At 35.6% G+C, this 16,279-nt stretch carries 10 protein-coding genes; all 10 read right to left on the bottom strand.

Annotated elements, in window-relative coordinates; genetic code table 11:
- Positions 1–22: 22 nt before the first annotated feature.
- Positions 23–802, bottom strand: coding sequence for a cyclase family protein (locus tag P0092_RS01605; RefSeq protein ID WP_004619775.1), 780 nt, complete (start codon positions 800–802; stop codon positions 23–25).
- Positions 803–875: 73 nt separating this feature from the next.
- Positions 876–1,349, bottom strand: a complete 474-nt coding sequence (locus P0092_RS01600) for a hotdog fold domain-containing protein (RefSeq protein WP_004619772.1) — start codon at positions 1,347–1,349, stop codon at positions 876–878.
- Positions 1,350–1,423: 74 nt separating this feature from the next.
- Complete coding sequence (locus tag P0092_RS01595; protein ID WP_004619770.1) at positions 1,424–1,822, bottom strand: acyl carrier protein; 399 nt, start codon at positions 1,820–1,822, stop codon at positions 1,424–1,426.
- Positions 1,823–1,884: 62 nt separating this feature from the next.
- Positions 1,885–2,319: an acyl-CoA thioesterase gene (locus P0092_RS01590; RefSeq protein WP_040758935.1), complete on the bottom strand. Its 435-nt coding sequence runs from the start codon at positions 2,317–2,319 to the stop codon at positions 1,885–1,887.
- 32 nt (positions 2,320–2,351) lie between these two features.
- Positions 2,352–3,842: a class I adenylate-forming enzyme family protein gene (locus P0092_RS01585; RefSeq protein WP_004619766.1), complete on the bottom strand. Its 1,491-nt coding sequence runs from the start codon at positions 3,840–3,842 to the stop codon at positions 2,352–2,354.
- Positions 3,843–3,873: 31 nt separating this feature from the next.
- Positions 3,874–5,232, bottom strand: a complete 1,359-nt coding sequence (locus P0092_RS01580) for a B12-binding domain-containing radical SAM protein (protein ID WP_004619764.1) — start codon at positions 5,230–5,232, stop codon at positions 3,874–3,876.
- A gap of 321 nt (positions 5,233–5,553) precedes the next feature.
- Positions 5,554–6,801, bottom strand: coding sequence for an SGNH/GDSL hydrolase family protein (locus P0092_RS01575; RefSeq protein WP_004619762.1), 1,248 nt, complete (start codon positions 6,799–6,801; stop codon positions 5,554–5,556).
- A 207-nt stretch (positions 6,802–7,008) separates the two neighbouring features.
- Entirely contained in the window at positions 7,009–9,498 is a 2,490-nt protein-coding gene (locus P0092_RS01570) for a BslA/BslB family hydrophobin (protein WP_004619760.1), read from the bottom strand.
- Between the two features lie 20 nt (positions 9,499–9,518).
- Positions 9,519–11,867 (bottom strand): S-layer homology domain-containing protein, encoded by a 2,349-nt coding sequence (locus P0092_RS01565; RefSeq protein WP_004619757.1) that lies wholly within the window; start codon positions 11,865–11,867, stop codon positions 9,519–9,521.
- A gap of 158 nt (positions 11,868–12,025) precedes the next feature.
- A complete protein-coding gene (locus tag P0092_RS01560) occupies positions 12,026–16,063 on the bottom strand; it encodes a hypothetical protein (RefSeq protein WP_276187045.1) in 4,038 nt (1,345 codons plus the stop codon).
- Positions 16,064–16,279: the final 216 nt, after the last annotated feature.

Genomic DNA, 16,279 nt, shown 5'->3' with positions numbered 1-16,279 from the left:
CTTCTCTTTATCTTTGTGACTGTTACAAAAGAGCAATAGGATTTATCAGTGCCGCAGAAGCATTTTTAAATCGAATCGGGGCGGCAATAAAATAAAATCTATTTATTTTCCTTGCCGACAAATCATCGAGATCTAAATTTTCAATTATATAAATGCCCTTCTCTCCTAGGAACTTCTTATGTCCGGGATAAAAATTTGAATAACTGTTTTCTTTAGTAGGTATGTTTTCAACTGCAAAATTATCTGCACCAACAGCAATAATATTTTTTTCTGCCAACCATGTTATTGCTTCAACATTCAAGCCAACTTCTTTTTCAAAATACTTATCATATTCTCCGTTTTTCCAGTGCACTATATGGCCTGTCCGTATTAATATTATTTTGTAGTCATCTATGCCAGTCCCCTGAAAATTCAGGCATTTTTCAATTAAATTTACAGTAATTTCATTTTCTTCTTTTAAAATATCTACTTTCAGAAACTTTGGAAAGTCAAGCATCAAGGCCTTTCCTCTAATTATTGGAATAGTATCAGCACCATTTTGATAAGTAGATGGTTCACTTTCATATTTTGAGCCTTTAAAACCAATCTTATTTTGTGCTCTGTGATTTATTGCATCCACATGGGATATACAATGTAAATCCATTTCAATTTTTTCTTTAAAAAAGCTTTGTCTATCTGGCTTGCTATTCCATCTCTCATCATTATGTGTAAACAGGTATGATGTTTTAAAGTTAATTTTTTCTGTAGGACTATCTTTAGTAAAGGGTATTCCAATACCTAATTCAATTACATTAAAGTCCAATTCCTTTATTCCTATTGTAAATCACCTCTCTGTTGTTTTATATTGATATAAATTATGTGATACTGTAATTTTGTTATTTAATTGTACTTATATATCCCAACTCTTTTATATTTAATTCAACAGATTTGTTTATACTGCTATTCAAGTATTCAGAAGAAATACTTTTTTCTTGTTTTATCAATATAATTCCATTGGGCAAAACAACATCATCCTCACCATAAAGTGAAACCTGAAAATAAAAAACCTTTGCTTTTTCATTATAAGACAAAATCTTCGCCTTAATAGTTAACATCTCATCAGTAAATATAGGCCTGCTAAAACAAAAATCGCTAAAGCTTGCTATGATTCCCCCGTAAAGATTATTGGAATATTCTCTGGCAACACGACCGGCAGTTTGAAAAATTGCTTCTATTAGAACGAAATAAGGAACTATGTTTAAACAATCGTTTTCAGCCTTGAATATCTCTTCCCGCTCTTGAAAATATATAACTGCTGTAGATTCCTCTAACGATACATTCGTAAACTTAACCATGTTCATATAATTCATATTTAGCAACTTCCCCCAAATATTTATAAGATTTCCCCTTTTTAAGGAGGAAATCTTATAAATTATGTATTTACTTAAAATTTGATTTTCTTTGCAAGATAGTTAATTAAATCTTGTATTTTAATATAGTCATAAATTTCAAAGGGACTTTTTATTTTTTCAATTTGTTCATCCGTAATTGACACATTATCCTTGATTAGTTTAATTGCATCCTCAGAAAATTTACCATCCACAATCATACCTTGGTTAGCTATTAAATTTGCAATGTTCCAAAACTCACCTTCGCCAATGGATATTCCAAATTCCTGTTCTATTCTGAAGGTTATTTCCAAAGTTTCAGCTGATTCTATAGCTAGTTCCTTGAACAATAAACTCTCAGGACTCATTTCGTCCTTTTCAAAGTCAGAAGCCTTTACCAACAAATCCATAACCTTCTGTGTCAATTCTTCTTTTTCGTAACTTTTAGTAGTCATATAATCATACTCCTTTTCTTGTTTATCTTATTTTAAAAGCATAAAGCTTTTATATTATAAGTCTATATATTGTCAAACAGCGATAGTATATCCTCTGGTATTCTAACAGGACTTTTTGTATTGATATCCACCGGTACCATTTTATTCTCTCCTGAATAGTAAACCTCACCATTTACAGAAATCTCAGTATAAAACTTTATGGAATAATATTTTATATCTTTAATACAGGTTCGTATGGTAATCAGGTTGTCATAGGTTATAGGTTTTAAATAAATTAAGTTAACTTCCTTCATAACAAAAAATAATTTATATTTAGAAGTTATTTCTTTAAGAGGCTTTGCAAATTTTCTAAACCATTCAGAACAGCCCATTTCAATATAAGAGCACAGGTTTCCATAGTATACTATTCCTCCCGCATCGGTTTCCGCATAATAAATACGTTTTACTATTTCATTTACTAAAGCATTTTTTTCCTTTTTTATACTATCAACTTTCATAAACTGTGTATTCACTTCCTTTTTTAGTATCACTACAGCCTTAGCTGTACTTTTTTATTACTTGATAAGCCAATCTCTTTACATATCACGATTTTCTTTGGTCTTTCATATGAATTGAAATTCTTTTTGCAAAATTCATATATCTTATCTATAATTGTATGATTATCATCAGAATCCTTGGGTACTACATATGCACAGAAATATTCACCATAAATACTATGCCGTTCTTTTTTTAGTTTTACATTACTAACATAGGGCAATTCAAAAATTGAATTTTCAATATAATTTTTATATACTTTTCTTCCATTAATTTTTAGGATTGAATCTTTTCTTCCAACAATAACAAGATTACTATTAGAAATATAACCTAAATCACCCGATAAAAAATATTGATCTGAGTCCAAAACATTTTTTTTGTAATAACCGAGCATTAAATCCTCAGATTTATAGACAATTTCTCCAATAGTATTATTTTCAACTTCCATTCCATCGTCACCTAATATCTTCACTTCAACACCAGCTAAAGGTTTCCCAACTCCCTTAAAATCTGTAGTATTTATATCAAATCTGTTGTAACTTATTCTGGGACATGCTTCAGTCTGACCGTAATTATTATAAAAAGTAACGGAAGAGAACCTTTTTACAATCTCTTCTATTATAGTGGGGTTTATGTATCCACCGGCATTCATAAAAAATCTCAAATTGCCTACATCCATTGCTTCCTTTTTTGCCTCTAATTCTTTCACTAAAGTTTCATAAAAATATGGAGTTGCGGAATAATTAGTAACTTTTTTCTCTTTTATATCAAATAGAGTAAGAGAATTATAAACATTGTTTACGCTTAAAATAATTTTTCCGCCAACAATTAAATGGGCACAAACTTGAGATAGTGCAAAAGAATATGATAAAGGTAATGTCATAAGCAAAATATCTGTATCTTGAAGTTCAGTGTATGAAATGACCTTATGTACATTATTTATAAATGACTCCTTCTTTAAAACAACACCCTTACTGTCACCGCTCGTACCTGAAGTAAATAGAATAAAAAACCCGGAGTTTTCAGTATTTTTTTGCTCTGCCAGCCACGAAATTTTATTTTCATCAAAATTCACATCGGTGACTTCAATTTTATTTTCTCCTATCAAAACAACTTTTTTTAAATTATGATTTTGAAAATCATATCTTTTTATCTCATTGAAATATTTAATATTATTTGTAATGAGATAGTGTGTATCTGACTCCTTTATGATTTTCCAAAAATTTGATGGACTTATTTGAAAATCAATAGGTATAATAGTCGCATTAATACACCATAAAGCTAAAAACATTTCAATGTAATCCATTTGATCGCTTATTGATAAGGCAACATGATCAAATTCTCGAATTCCAATTTGCTGAAAGTAAGTTACTCTTTTTGCAATATTTCCAGCTAAATTATTATAGGTTATTTTGTATCCATCATGTTCAAAGGCTATCCTGCCGGGGTCATGTCCCTTCCAAAAATTTAAAATATCAGAATTCATTGTTCAAGACTCCTTTGCAGTCTGTAAAAAACTATATATTATTCATTTCTATGTTTCTTGCCAGTAGCTCCCCTGTCATCTTTCGTTTTTTCATCTTTTCTTCAGTGTATTCAAGCTTATTTTTAACATAATCAGATAGTTCATTACTATATGTATCTCTATATAACTGTGCTAGATGCTTATAGAATTCTTCTTTAGGTAGTTTTGTTTCCAGTAACGCATGATTAAAATCAAAGTATTCATATGGAACATCCTTTAACAGCTCCCTATTGTTTTCATACAAGTCGTTCCCGGGAAGCGGAGTTATAATATTATAAACAGGCATTGTTAAATTCATCTTTTTAACCCATTCCCCCAATACCTTAAAATCATTTTCGTCGAAATCTAAATCCACAATAAAGCTTGACATAATCTCTATACCTGCATCATGAAGAAGATTTACAGCCGTTTCATTTAAAGAACTGCTTGAAGCTTTATTGAAGCCATTTAATCTATCGTTTGTTACTGTTTCAATGCCAATAAAAACTCTCTTCAACCCTATTCCTGTCCACTTCCTCAAAAGGTCAATAAATTTTACCGCTGTGTTTACCCTTACATACGCCATATAATTTTTATGAATATTGTTTTTTACTATTTCATCATATAGCCTCTCCATGTAATTTATATCTTGAAATGAATGTGCCTCACATAGATATATGTTTTTTTCATTTATCATTTTAAGCTCTGTAATAACACGCTCTATAGGGAAGTGGGCTGTTATACCATCCCTTATTTTCCATATAGTACAAAAATTACAACGACACATACATCCTCTTGAAGTAGAAATCGATGCTAAATCATCCCATCCTGCAAATTTGTAAAATGAACGGTATTTTTGCGTCAATTCTCTAGCAGGAATTGGACTTACACTTAAATCATGAATAATTTCCTTTTTTGCACCAAAGATTAGTTTACCATTATTTACAGTAACTACACCTGGTATTGAAAGTATATCTCTGTCTTGTTTAGCAATACATTGTATAAGGCTTGGAAAACTGCAATCCCCATCTCCCATTGAAATATAGTCGACTTCAGGCCAGTTGAAATCCTCTGGGGCATGTGTTGGTTGTTCTCCACCTACAATTACTTTAACATCAGGCTTAATTTTCTTTGCTGCCTTGATATACTTTTTAACAAAGTTAACTTGACATATATAGCAAGTAAATCCAATAACGTCAGGATTAAAATCAGATATATCGTCATCAAATTTATCTTCAATTCTTAAGTCCAATATTTTTACGGTATGCTCGTCCTTAATTGTAGCCGCCAATATCTCCAATGCAAGCGGTTCAATTATTCTACTTTTAACTGTTAACCCAAATACAGGCGGTTGAACTAATAGAACTTTCAAATATGTAGACCCCCTTAAAAACTTTTGCAAATGCAGTAGTTTATTTTATACTGATAGTAGCTTACTTTCATTTTGTTGTAAATATTTTACTATTTAGTAATTATTATACTCCAAATACATTCAATGTCATCCCTTATTATTTTTTTTATAATTACATATTTAGACATACTATTTAAATATATATCATTATTAATCTTTATTTAGTGCAATAAATTATATAAATTGTAAAAAACAAATAAACTATAGTGAAAATTTATAAAAATATGTACATTAATCGACAAAAAGTTACAAGGCTATTGCACTTGTAACTTTTTGTCTCATCTATTTAAATAGTTTTAAATCAATGGATTTCGCCATAGCTTCTCCACCTGCATCATTTGGATGAATATGATCTCCTGAATCATATTTTAGTTTTAGTTTTGCAGGATTCTTAAAATCTAAAGTTGTTTTGTCAAAGTCTATTACTGCATCAAACTTTCCACTGTTTCTAATCCAGTTATTTACTTCTTGGCGTCTGGTTTCTTCTTCATCGGTATATGTAGTATATCCTTTAAACGGCATTATTGTTGCTCCATATATTTTTAGTCTATGTTTATGAGCTATATCAATATATCGTTGCAATCCTGCTGTTATTTGATCTGCACTTGCAAATTCAGAAGCTGGAGATGTTCCACCGGGGCCTGTGGACATTATATCATTTATTCCCTCTAAAACAATTACATACCCAACACCTTCATGATTAGTAATAGCTTTTTCAAATCTTGATATTCCTGCAACTCCAAATATTCCCATCATGTCGCTAACCGTATCATGCAAAATTCTGTTTCCCGCGATAGCCTCTCTGAATACTGAAAGATTATTTATGTTATTATCCTTTAACTCTTTGATAAAATACTCAGGCCAAGAAAGAGTAGTTATTGAATCGCCAAAAGCTAAGATAGAGCCATTACTCTCAGAAGTACTCACTTCTATTGACGATAAAAACGGGCAAATATTCGGAAATCCACTCATAACTTCAAGTTTATAATCTTTTTTTGTGTTGCTAGAGTTAATATGATTTCCTTTTTGCGAAAAATAAGTCTCCACTCCCCCACAACCTCCGGTTACTTCCTTAATTCCTTTTGGAAAGTACGTACTTACTGCTATCTTATCCAGTACCTTAATATTTATTTCAACCGGATCACTCCAAACGAAAGCTCCTTTTTTTACATTAACTGCTTTTTTCCCATTGAAAGTAAGAGATTTATTTGTTTGATTCTTGAGAGTTCCATCAGAATTTACAAGTGAAACTGATACAGCTCCAATACTAAGCGGTTCGGTTCCATACTCATTAGAAAACTTGATTCTTTCTTTAGTACCGCTAAAACTTGATGTTACTATTGTTCTAATAGTTCGATTATTATAATTAAATAATCCAAAAGATTTAAGCCGAGTAAAATTAGTTGTACTTACATTCCACGCACTAATCCAGTGATTTACTTCTTTTGTGCTTCCGTAGGAAATACAAGAGCATAAAATCAAACAAAAAACTAATACCGAATAAATCAATTTACTTAGTTTCCTTATCAACTTCCAGTCCCCCCTTCTCCAAATACTATATATTTATACATTAAACATTAATCTAACATATGTCAGATATTATAATAGCACAAAATGTATTATATGTAAATATTTGTATAATATTACTCTAGTTTTGTCAGATTAAAAAGACCAACCCAAACATCTCTGTCTGAATTGGTCAAAAATATGACTATACAATTTATTACTCTAAAATCTTTAGTGAACAGTAATATCAACAAAAGCCTTAACCTTGTATCCTGCTGTACTGTCTCCATCAACTGCCGCCAGCATCAGATGTTGGTTTGGGGCAATGGTTATAGCACTTCCCAAAGTGTATTCTGTTCCCGGAACTTTATCATCATAGCCCGGTTGAGTAAATTTGCCGTCCTGAACGGCTATAATCCATTTTGTAGCTCCCGTAAAACCTGCAAAAGACAGTTTTGTGAAGCTTATAGCTCCGGCTTGAGAGTCATAGGCAGATAATATGTAATTTGTAGTCTCCAAGAGAGTTTTCAGCTTATCTGAAGTAAATACAGTCCGTTCATCCTGACCTGATGTAGGCAGTTTCGCTCCGAAGCCATCGGCATCTGCAACAACATTAAATATGTATTCTCCTCCTTGAGGTACGGTTTTATTTCTCAGCTTTACAACAATCTTCTGTCCCTTGCTCAAATTAAGGTTTGTAAAGGACAAGGTTCTGACGTTAAGCCTCTGGGACGGATTCAATGTTACTTCCGCACCGTTTCCTATCTTCACCAGGTCAGTTTCAAATGCAGGGAAGCCTTCCGGCAGCCAGAAAGTAACTGTACCATTTGAAAAATCGTCCCTTGAAGTATAGGTTATTTCAAAGTCCTTTACTGTTGCCGCTTCACCTGTTACAGGACTTATTTCCAAAATCCCCGGAAGTGTTATATTACCCGGTGTAACATTTACGTCAATACGTTTTATGCCACTGGCAAAACCCGTGTACTGACCCGTTATATATATCTTTACCGTTCCGGCTGCTATAGCTGTTATTACACCTTTATCAGTTACAGTGGCAACACTGCCGTTCAAAGATACGAATCCAACTGTGCTCTTATCAGGTGAGACCGACAAGCCTAAGTCTTTATACAAATCAACAGACTTCCCTTCTTGAAGAGTTATACTGTCATTAACTACACCGGAAGCACCAATATTAACAATTGGCAGATAAGAGTCATCTGTTCCCGGTACATATTTATATGAATAAAAGGAAGGGGTAACCCCCATTTTAACATTGTTTGCATAGGAATATGCACTAGTAATTTTACCGTAGCCCTTTATTTCAGCATCTGCCATAATAACAAGACTTCCGATATATGAACCGCTCATCATGTTAATATATGAGTTCTGAGAGGTGTCGTTCAATATCAGAGAAGTAACTGTACCCTTTTTAAAGGTAAATTCAGTAGTACTTTCTATATTTGCTGTGTTGATTTCAGTAGTTCCATCTATAGTTATTTTATTTCCCTTGGCATCCTTTAGAACATTAAGGGTGGTAATCTTTCCGCCCAAAAATTCAAGCTGTTTTTTTGATACTCCCACAGATATCGTCTTAACAGTTCCCGATAAAAGAGAAAAAGTTCCAAGACCGTCTTTATTCAGGTCAACATTTTCTGCATTGCCGCTCAATTTAATATTTAAATTACTGTTTTCCGCAACTATACTTTTAAAGTCACCTGTTAAAGTTACATTCTGTCCATCAAAAGCCCCATGCATGGCAGTGACATTTACAAAGCCCTCTCCGCTTGTCAGGTAACCTTCTTCAATGGTACAACCCGATTTTAAATATGCCTGCTTAATAGTTGTATTTCCAACCACTCTTATATATACATTGCCTTCACTCTTTTCAACGGTCAGGTTCCCGCCTATCTGAGAATTTTTTATAATTACCCCGTTAGGCCCTCCTCCTCTTATTATAAGCCTTCCTGACAGTTTCACACTCTCCAGAGTAACAACTCCGTCGCCCACACCCTCACCGATAATCAAATCTCCGGCAATGGAAATACCTTTTAGAGTAACGGCTCCCACACTGATAAACATATTACCTGATGCATTAGCAGTTATGGCTCCCGATTTAAGAGCAATCTGCCCCACGCATTTATCCAGCATAACTAAAGCATCCTTTAGCTTAAGTACTCCCAATGGTGCATATCTTCCGGCAGCAACCTCTGTAAGTCCGCCTTTTTCTATCACCGCAGCCAAATTATTCAGCTGCTTCTGTTCAAGAGCCTTACCATCAGTTATTTTACTGAGTACTTTATCATCTTTAAGTTCAAGTCCAAAAACATATGCCGACATCTCTGCCGCCTCTACTCTGGTCATATAAGCAAATGGGTTGAATTTTGTATTATTTTCAGCTGAAACAAATCCGGATGCAGCAGCCTTTGCAAGCTCCTGTCCATACCATGAGTTCTTTGGTACGTCGCTAAAATTAATATCAGCCTTTTTTGACGTCTTCAAAATTGCGTTGAGCATTTTAATAAAATCAATCTTCTCAACAGGCTTGTTTAAGTCCAGACTTGAGTAACTTTTATCCAATACACCGTTGTTTTTCCATTTGCTCAGCAATGAACCTGTGTAGTTGGAATATGATGTTCCCGTTGTTGCAAATGCAGACAGGGGAATAACCATAAAATATATTACTGCAAGCATCAGAGATAGTTTGTTTGCATATCGTTTCATTAACTTGCTCCTTCTCTTCTTTATTGATTACCTTGATTATAAATTAATCCCTTATATACCATTAATGCAGCTTCTGCCCTTGTTACATTATTTGAGGGCTGCAAGTAAACCCGCCCTTTAATTATTCTTCCAGAAATAATACCTACTCCGCATGCAGCGGCTATATTTCTGGAAGATGAATATGAAATCAACTTAAAATCTGCAAACTCCTTCAAAGTACTGCTGTCCTTTTGAGGTAATGGAGTTCCCTTTATTTTCAGAGCCAAAGCAAGCATTACCGTGGCCTGTTCTCTTGTTATAAGCTTATCCGGGTAAATCTTGTTATTTTTATCCTTGCTTATTATACCAAAGTACTCTGATAACATAATTTCCTTATAATATTTATGTTTTACGGTAACATCGGCAAATCTTCCTGCCACTGCTTTTTCCATGCCAAGGCTTCTAACGAGCATGGCACAGTATTCCCCTCTGCTAATAGACTGTTTTGGGTTAAATTTATTACTTTTGTCTTCGAATACATTTCTGCTTGCAAGGTTATTGATTGCCTCTGCCGCCCAGCTTACAGACCCCAAATCACTGTATGTATTATTTACCAAAGTAACTGTGGCAACCTCATTTGAAGGATTGCTCTGAACCAAACCCTTTACAGCTCTGATTCTGTATGTCATTGTTCTTCCGGGTATAGCATCGTGATATATAAAAGTTGTCACATTTGAATCAACTCTGCCTATTTCTCTGAAAAGATACAACTGCTTTGCCTCAATTATAAATCCTTCTTCGGTAGAAGAATTGTCCTTCCATGATAGCTTCACGTCATTAGTTGATAGAACGGAAGTTTGCAAATTGCTGGGGACTTCAGGAGCATCTAATGACAACTGTACCTCATTGCTGTAGCTGACAGCCGTTGACCTGTCAAAGGCCTTAATTCTGTAAAAAGTAGGTTCCGTACTGCTTATCCATTTATCATTATATTTTGTTACATTAGGCTCAAGCTGTGAGATCTGATACCACTGTGACAGCAAACCAATCTTTTTCTCTACTATAAAGCCTGCCTCCATACTGCTGGTATCATCCCAAGTAAGCTCAACCTCTGTTTTACTTATAATGTTAAATGACAAGTTTGCAGGAGGACTCAGAGGCGTTGTTAAAGCACCGGATTCATTGGAGAAATCAGAATATACTTCATTATCATTAATTTTTGCCCTTACCTTATAGGAATAGTTTTTTTGTGGAGATACATTCAAATCAATATAACTGTTTGCATTTCTACCCATTGTATCATACAATGTATACTCTGTTTCAGCAGGAGCTTTTCTCCATATCTCAAAGCCTGTTTCATTGGTAGTCAAATCCTGCCATGACAAACTGATTTTTTTACCATCTACACTGACAGCCGTGAGCCATGAAGGAGGCTTTAAATATGTACTGGCCACATTCAGAACATCTGAATACTCGGAACTGGTAACACCTGTTAATGCCTTAATCCTGTAGCTGTATATGGAATTTTCATGTGCAACGTTATCAATATAGCTGGTGGTATTCTGTGGCAATACTGCAACTTCAGTGAAAGCACCTTCGTTGGATGCTCTTCTTTCAATAATATATGCCGTTTCAAATGATACATCCTGCCATTTTAGCTGTATTTTATACCCTGAAAGAGCAAATCCCGACAGGTTTGACGGTCTGGGCAACATTGAAACCGCACTGATTCCGTCATATTCATCAGGATAAGCAGAGGATTTTATATACTCCGTTGAATACGACCTGACTTTATAATAATACTTTATACCCGCCGCTATTGCCTTGTCACTGTATGCATTCTGACCTGCCGGAACTCTGGATACTTCCGTCCAGGAGGTAGAGCCTTCCGTTCTTCGCTCTATTATAGTATTGCTTATCTTACCCGCAGGATAAGTCCATTTTAAATCTATCTGATTAGATGAAACCGTTGTAGGCGTCAAAGAATCCGGTCTTGCAACTTCATCTGTGCGAATTGAAATTTCATCAGCATACACATATGTTGTATAAGTGGAATCCATAACTTTTACCCTGTAAGTATAAATATGCCCGGGTTGAACGGTGCTGTCTGTGAAAGTTGTAAGATTTGCAGCAGCGTAAGAGACCGTTGAAAATATCCCTCCGTCAACACTTCGCTCCAAATAATAATTTATCTCATTAGTTAAATAGTCATTCCAATTGAGGGTAACCACATTTACATTATGTACTAAAGCAGTGATATTTGATTTTACAGTAGCGGCTGCTGTATTAAGTACAACTAGGCTTTGCATCAAAATAGCTGCTGCAAGCATTATTGCTAACTTAGAAATGTGTTTAAATTTATGATATTTTTTTCCCCTGTTAGAAATCAAAGCATATACCCCCAAAAATTTCTTTTATTATACCTTATCGGCAATTTTTAGAATAGATTTTATAAGGTTGTACATTTTGTAATGTTAATGTCACATTAAATACAAAAAAAGCTGTACACCAATTTCTTAGTGTACAGCTTTCTTTTAACTGCTATACTTTACTCAGCAGTAAATGTAACTGCTATTCTTTTACTTTCACGCTTACCAGAGTTAGTAACTGTAAAGTAGAAAGTTCCGCCTGCCTGTCCAAGTTGAGAAATTGTAATTACAACCTGTGACTGTGCAGCTGCTACTGTTGAAGTACCAATTGCTTTTCCGGCTTCTGCTGCATCATAGATAGTTACTACATCTCCTGCTGTTAAACCATATACAAGAACCAAATCATTTCCGGTATTATTAATGGCCAAAACTTTATCCGCATTAGGATCAGCAGTTACCTCTTCAGCTGCATATGCTACTTCTGTTCTTGTGCTTTCCAGCTTGCCCGCACTTGTTACAGTTACATATACCTTTCCTGCTTCTGTACCTAATTGAGTTATGCTAACTAAAGCTTCTGTCTTTCCTGTTGCTACTGTTGCTGTTCCCGCTGCTGTAGTAGCTGTTTCGTCCTTGTATACCTTTACTATGTCTCCTGCTGTAAGTCCGGTTACAGCTACTGTATCTGATTTTCCTGCGTTATTTGTTACTGTTATCGCATCAGCTTTTAATGCCTCTGTTACTTCTTCTGCATCGTATGCCTTTTCTACTCTTGTACTTTCTTTCTTACCTGAGGATGTTACTGTTACATATACTTTTCCTTCTTCCACTCCCAGCTGTCTGATTGTAACGGTAGCTTCTGTTGCTGTTGCTGCAACTGTTGCTGTTCCCAATGTTGCAGTTACTGTATCGTCCTTGTATACCTTTACTACATCTCCTGCCTCAAGTCCGGTTACCTTTACTGTATCTGATTTTCCTGTTACGTTGTTTGTTGCAGTAATATTATCCGCTACAGGTGCAGTACTTGTTGCTTCTTCTGTATATGCTACTTCTGTTCTTGTGCTTTCCAGTTTACCTGCACTTGTTACAGTTACATATACCTTTCCGGCTTCTGTACCTAATTGAGTTATGCTAACTAAAGCTTCTGTTTTTCCTGTTCCTACTGTTGCTGTTCCCGCTGCTGTAGTAGCTGTTCCGTCTTTGTATACCTTTACTATGTCTCCTGCTGTAAGTCCGGTTACAGCTACTGTATCTGCTTTTCCTGCGTTATTTGTTACTGTTACCGCATCAGCTTTTAATGCCTCTGTTACTTCTTCTGCATCGTATGCCTTTTCTACTCTTGTACTTTCTTTCTTACCCGGTGATGTCACTGTTACATATACTTTTCCTTCTTCTACGCCCAGCTGTCTGATTGTAACGGTAGCTTCTGTTGCTGTTGCTGCAACTGTTGCTGTTCCCAATGTTGCAGTTACTGTATCGTCCTTGTATACCTTTACTACATCTCCTGCCTCAAGTCCGGTTACCTTTACTGTATCTGATTTTCCTGTTACGTTGTTTGTTACAGTAATATTATCCGCTACAGGTGCAGTACTTGTTGCTTCTTCTGTATATGCTACTTCTGTTCTTGTGCTTTCCAGTTTACCTGCACTTGTTACAGTTACATATACCTTTCCGGCTTCTGTACCTAATTGAGTTATGCTAACTAAAGCTTCTGTTTTTCCTGTTCCTACTGTTGCTGTTCCCGCTGCTGTAGTAGCTGTTCCGTCTTTGTATACCTTTACTATGTCTCCTGCTGTAAGTCCGGTTACAGCTACTGTATCTGCTTTTCCTGCGTTATTTGTTACTGTTACCGCATCAGCTTTTAATGCCTCTGTTACTTCTTCTGCATCGTATGCCTTTTCTACTCTTGTACTTTCTTTCTTACCCGGTGATGTCACTGTTACATATACTTTTCCTTCTTCCACTCCCAGCTGTCTGATTGTAACGGTAGCTTCTGTTGCTGTTGCTGCAACTGTTGCTGTTCCCAATGTTGCAGTTACTGTATCGTCCTTGTATACCTTTACTACATCTCCTGCCTCAAGTCCGGTTACCTTTACTGTATCTGATTTTCCTGTTACGTTGTTTGTTGCAGTAATATTATCCGCTACAGGTGCAGTACTTGTTGCTTCTTCTGTATATGCTACTTCTGTTCTTGTGCTTTCCAGTTTACCTGCACTTGTCAAAGTTACATATACCTTTCCAGCTTCTGTGCCTAATTGGGTTATACTAACTAAAGCTTCTGTTTTTCCTGTTCCTACTGTTGCTGTTCCCGCTGCTGTAGTAGCTGTTCCGTCCTTGTATACCTTTACTATGTCTCCTGTTGTAAGTCCGGTTACAGCTACTGTATCTGCTTTTCCTGCGTTATTTGTTACTGTTATCGCATCAGCTTTTAATGCCTCTGTTACTTCTTCTGCATCGTATGCCTTTTCTACTCTTGTACTTTCTTTCTTACCCGGTGATGTCACTGTTACATATACTTTTCCTTCTTCCACTCCCAGCTGTCTGATTATAACGGTAGCTTCTGTTGCTGTTGCTGCAACTGTTGCTGTTCCCAATGTTGCAGTTACTGTATCGTCCTTGTATACCTTTACTACATCTCCTGCCTCAAGTCCGGTTACCTTTACTGTATCTGATTTTCCTGTTACGTTGTTTGTTGCAGTAATATTATCCGCTACAGGTGCAGTACTTGTTGCTTCTTCTGTATATGCTACTTCTGTTCTTGTGCTTTCCAGTTTACCTGCACTTGTCAAAGTTACATATACCTTTCCAGCTTCTGTGCCTAATTGGGTTATACTAACTAAAGCTTCTGTTTTTCCTGTTCCTACTGTTGCTGTTCCCGCTGCTGTAGTAGCTGTTCCGTCCTTGTATACCTTTACTATGTCTCCTGCTGTAAGTCCGGTTACAGCTACTGTATCTGCTTTTCCTGCGTTATTTGTTACTGTTACCGCATCAGCTTTTAATGCCTCTGTTACTTCTTCTGCATCGTATGCCTTTTCTACTCTTGTACTTTCTTTCTTACCCGGTGATGTCACTGTTACATATACTTTTCCTTCTTCTACGCCCAGCTGTCTGATTGTAACGGTAGCTTCTGTTGCTGTTGCTGCAACTGTTGCTGTTCCCAATGTTGCAGTTACTGTATCGTCCTTGTATACCTTTACTACATCTCCTGCCTCAAGTCCGGTTACCTTTACTGTATCTGATTTTCCTGTTACGTTGTTTGTTACAGTAATATTATCCGCTACAGGTGCAGTACTTGTTGCTTCTTCTGTATATGCTACTTCTGTTCTTGTGCTTTCCAGTTTACCTGCACTTGTCAAAGTTACATATACCTTTCCAGCTTCTGTACCTAATTGGGTTATGCTAACTAAAGCTTCTGTTTTTCCTGTTCCTACTGTTGCTGTTCCCGCTGCTGTAGTAGCTGTTCCGTCTTTGTATACCTTTACTATGTCTCCTGCTGTAAGTCCGGTTACAGCTACTGTATCTGCTTTTCCTGCGTTATTTGTTACTGTTATCGCATCAGCTTTTAATGCCTCTGTTACTTCTTCTGCATCGTATGCCTTTTCTACTCTTGTACTTTCTTTCTTACCCGGTGATGTCACTGTTACATATACTTTTCCTTCTTCTACTCCCAGCTGTCTGATTGTAACGGTAGCTTCTGTTGCTGTTGCTGCAACTGTTGCTGTTCCCAATGTTGTAGTTACTGTATCATCCTCGTATACCTTTATTACATCTCCTGCCTCAAGTCCGGTTACCTTTGCTGTATCTGATTTTCCTGTTACGTTATTTGTTACCGTAATATTATCTGCTACAGGATCAGTACTTGTTGCTTCCGCTATGTATGCTTTTTCTACCTTATCACTCTCTAAACTACTGATATTAGTTACAGATACATATATAACACCTGAATCTGTACCTATCTGAGGAATACTTACAATAGCTTCTGACTTCCCTGTCATTACAGTTGCAGTACCTATCTGAGTCGTGGGGCTGTAAACCCTTACTACATCACCTACTGCTAATGAAGTTACTTTAACAGTATCTGCCATGCCAGCATTATTTGTAACTGTGATATTTGCCACATCAGGCTTTGGTGATATCCCATCTGCTAATGCTACATTTGTAGTCGAAAAAAATAAAGCTGCTGCAACTAAAATACTTTGAACTCTGAACTTAGATTTCATACTTTTAACCTCCTTGTTATTCTGTTGTTACATTATTGTAATACTCCCTTAGTATATCGCCCAAATTGCCCATTCCCTTTATACAAATTTCGTTTAAATACAGCAATTTTTCCAAAAAATATTTTTTTAGCATAAAAACACTATATTTTTATGTAAATGCTATGACATTTTATTGAAAATTAAAGAGTCTATACAAGATTTAAAATAAAATCCTGT

The sequence above is a fragment of the Ruminiclostridium papyrosolvens DSM 2782 genome, assembly GCF_029318685.1.
In the GTDB taxonomy this organism is placed as follows: Bacteria; Bacillota; Clostridia; order Acetivibrionales; family DSM-1351; genus Ruminiclostridium; species Ruminiclostridium papyrosolvens.
The sequence above is the reverse complement of the archived record's forward strand: the minus strand, read 5'-3'. Positions and strand labels throughout refer to the sequence as shown.